We start from the raw sequence: 2095 nt of genomic DNA, 5'->3' as shown, positions 1-2095 counted from the left end.
GTGCCGACATCATCGCCGCCGCGGAGGCCGGCGACTTCCGTAAGGGCCGGTTCGCGAACTACGTGACGAAACTCCGGCGTGGCGTGTCCAACTGGTACGAGTTCATCTCCATCTACTACCGGCTCAACATCCTGTTCACCGCCTTTGTGCAGGATCCCCGGTATCGCATCGACGTGCTGAAGTTGCTTCAGGGCGACGTATACGACGACCAGGAGCTGGCGGCCCTGGTGGCGATGCGGGAATTCGTCGCCGCCGTCGAGAACGATCCCAGCCACTTGTGGCACCCGTTGCTGGGGACGATGAAGATCTCTCCCGACTCCAAGGTCCTGTTCTGACCGCGCCCTGGGCGGTTCTGTTCGACATGGACGGAACCCTTGTCGACACCGAACCGATTCTGGGCGGCGCCTTGCTGGCGGTGTTCGGCGAATTGGGCGTGCCGGCCCAGGCGGTTCGCCGCAACGTGGTGCAGGGGAGCAGCGTCGCCGGGAACCTGGCTAAGCTCAGCGGGCTCACGGGGTCGGCTATCCCCGCGGAGGAGTTGTACGCTCGGGTCAACAGCAGGGTGCTCGACCGGTTGCGGACCGGGATTACTCCGCTGCCCGGAGCTGTCGAACTCCTTCGGGCACTGCGACTGGAGCGCGTCGCCTGCGCGCTGGTCTCCTCCTCGTACCGCGCGATGGTGGACGCTGTCCTGCCATCGCTCGGTCGGGCGGAATTTTCCGTGACCATAGCCGGCGACGAAGTCAGACGCCCGAAACCCGACCCCGAGTCCTACCGCACGGCCGCGGCCAGGCTCGGTGTCGAACCCGGGCGGTGCGTGGTCATCGAGGACTCGCCCGCCGGAATCCATTCAGGGCTCGCCGCGGGCTGCGTGCTCATCTCGGTCGCGCCGACCAGGGAACCGGTGGCGCTGGCCGTGGACGGCCTGTCCGAGCTGACCGTCGGGCGGCTCGCACGCCTGGTCGAAGGGGGACCGTAACCTGCGCACCCGATGACTTCCACCGAACCTGAGGACCGCGAACGGTATCGGGCCCTGAAATGAATATTTTGTAGTCACGACAACAAAGGAGGGCCGCATGTACACCCTCGAATGCACCGCCACCTTGACCGCGCCCGTCAGCGCGCTCTGGAGGGTGTGGAGCGACATTGACCGCTTCCCGGAGTGGGATCCGCTTGAGGAACACAGTCATCTAGATGGCCCGTTCGAGGTCGGCGTCACCGGCTACTCCAAGGCGCGCCGCCTCCCCGGAGGGCCCTTCACCATCATCGCTGTGAAGGACGGCAGCTCGTGGACCGCGAGAGGCCCGCTGCCCGGCGGTGAACTGCTGATTGAGTACCGGCTCTCCCCTCAGGAAGATGGGCAGGTTCTCGCTCGCGTCCGCTACCAGGCGCGCGGCCCCTCCTCGCCGATATTCCGGTTCGCCCTCGCCCCCCGGCTGCGCAGGGAGTGGCCGCGGGTCTTCGTGGCGTTGGAAGCCAGGGCCCGGCAGCTGGACGCCGACCGTTGAGCAGCGACCCCCAGGCCGCCGGGCCGCTGGCCAGCCCCGGGTTCTGGCTGCATCGGGCCGGGCTGGCAGGCACACAGGGCCCGCCCACCCGGCAGGACGTCGCCGAGTTCGCCGGGGCGGACCGGATGATGACCTCCAAGGTGGTGCGTGCCCTGGAACACCGGGGGCTTCTCAGCCAGATCCAACTCCCACCCGCGACGCCACACGAAACCTCGCCATTCTCCGCAATCTCGCTCTCGGTCTCCTACGCCTCCAACGCATCACAAAGATCAAGGAGACCCTCGAATACATCGCCGGAGACCGCAACCGGGTACTCCAGTTTTTAGCTACCTAGAGTAGCTGATCGCTACGCCGGGAAACCTTCGCGCAGCCCTGGTGGCTTCCCGTGGAGCTGGGAGTTCAGCCTGCGCGGGACGTTACGCGTGCCGTTTCCGCCGATCCGTACCCCGCGCAGCCCGGCGGGTCCGCCACGTGGACGACGTCGCGCTCGTAGCCTTGGCCGGCGCGGGCCGCGTCGTGAGGCAGCAGGCGGAGCCTGGCCAGGGCATTGCGTCCTGGCCAGGCCGGCCCGCTACGCGGCCGTTGTT

At 67.4% G+C, this 2095-nt stretch carries 4 protein-coding genes and 1 pseudogene; 4 read left to right on the top strand and 1 reads right to left on the bottom strand.

The genetic code is table 11. The features are described from left to right. From U9980_RS21045 to U9980_RS21030, 4 genes and pseudogenes are all read left to right on the top strand, one after another. A pseudogene (locus U9980_RS21045) lies at positions 1-335 on the top strand (NAD(P)/FAD-dependent oxidoreductase); the annotation flags it as partial. Further along, a complete protein-coding gene (locus U9980_RS21040; RefSeq protein ID WP_322769497.1) occupies positions 278-979 on the top strand; it encodes an HAD family phosphatase in 702 nt (233 codons plus the stop codon). The pseudogene U9980_RS21045 and the gene U9980_RS21040, both read left to right, overlap by 58 nt. 97 nt (positions 980-1076) lie before the next feature. Next, positions 1077-1508 carry an SRPBCC family protein gene (locus U9980_RS21035; protein ID WP_322769496.1) on the top strand — a complete coding sequence of 144 codons (432 nt, stop codon included), beginning with the start codon at positions 1077-1079 and terminating at the stop codon, positions 1506-1508. Further along, positions 1505-1834 carry a hypothetical protein gene (locus tag U9980_RS21030; protein WP_322769495.1) on the top strand — a complete coding sequence of 110 codons (330 nt, stop codon included), beginning with the start codon at positions 1505-1507 and terminating at the stop codon, positions 1832-1834. The genes U9980_RS21035 and U9980_RS21030 overlap by 4 nt, the downstream gene beginning before the upstream one ends. Positions 1835-1907: 73 nt before the next feature. Here the strand turns inward: U9980_RS21030 and U9980_RS21025 are convergent. Then, positions 1908-2095, bottom strand: a 188-nt coding sequence (locus U9980_RS21025) for a hypothetical protein (protein ID WP_322769494.1), incomplete at its 5' end; no start/stop codon positions are given.

Origin of the sequence: Protofrankia sp. Cr1, from assembly GCF_963555865.1 — a bacterium.
Lineage (GTDB): Bacteria > Actinomycetota > Actinomycetes > Frankiales > Frankiaceae > Protofrankia.
The sequence above is the reverse complement of the archived record's forward strand: the minus strand, read 5'-3'. Positions and strand labels throughout refer to the sequence as shown.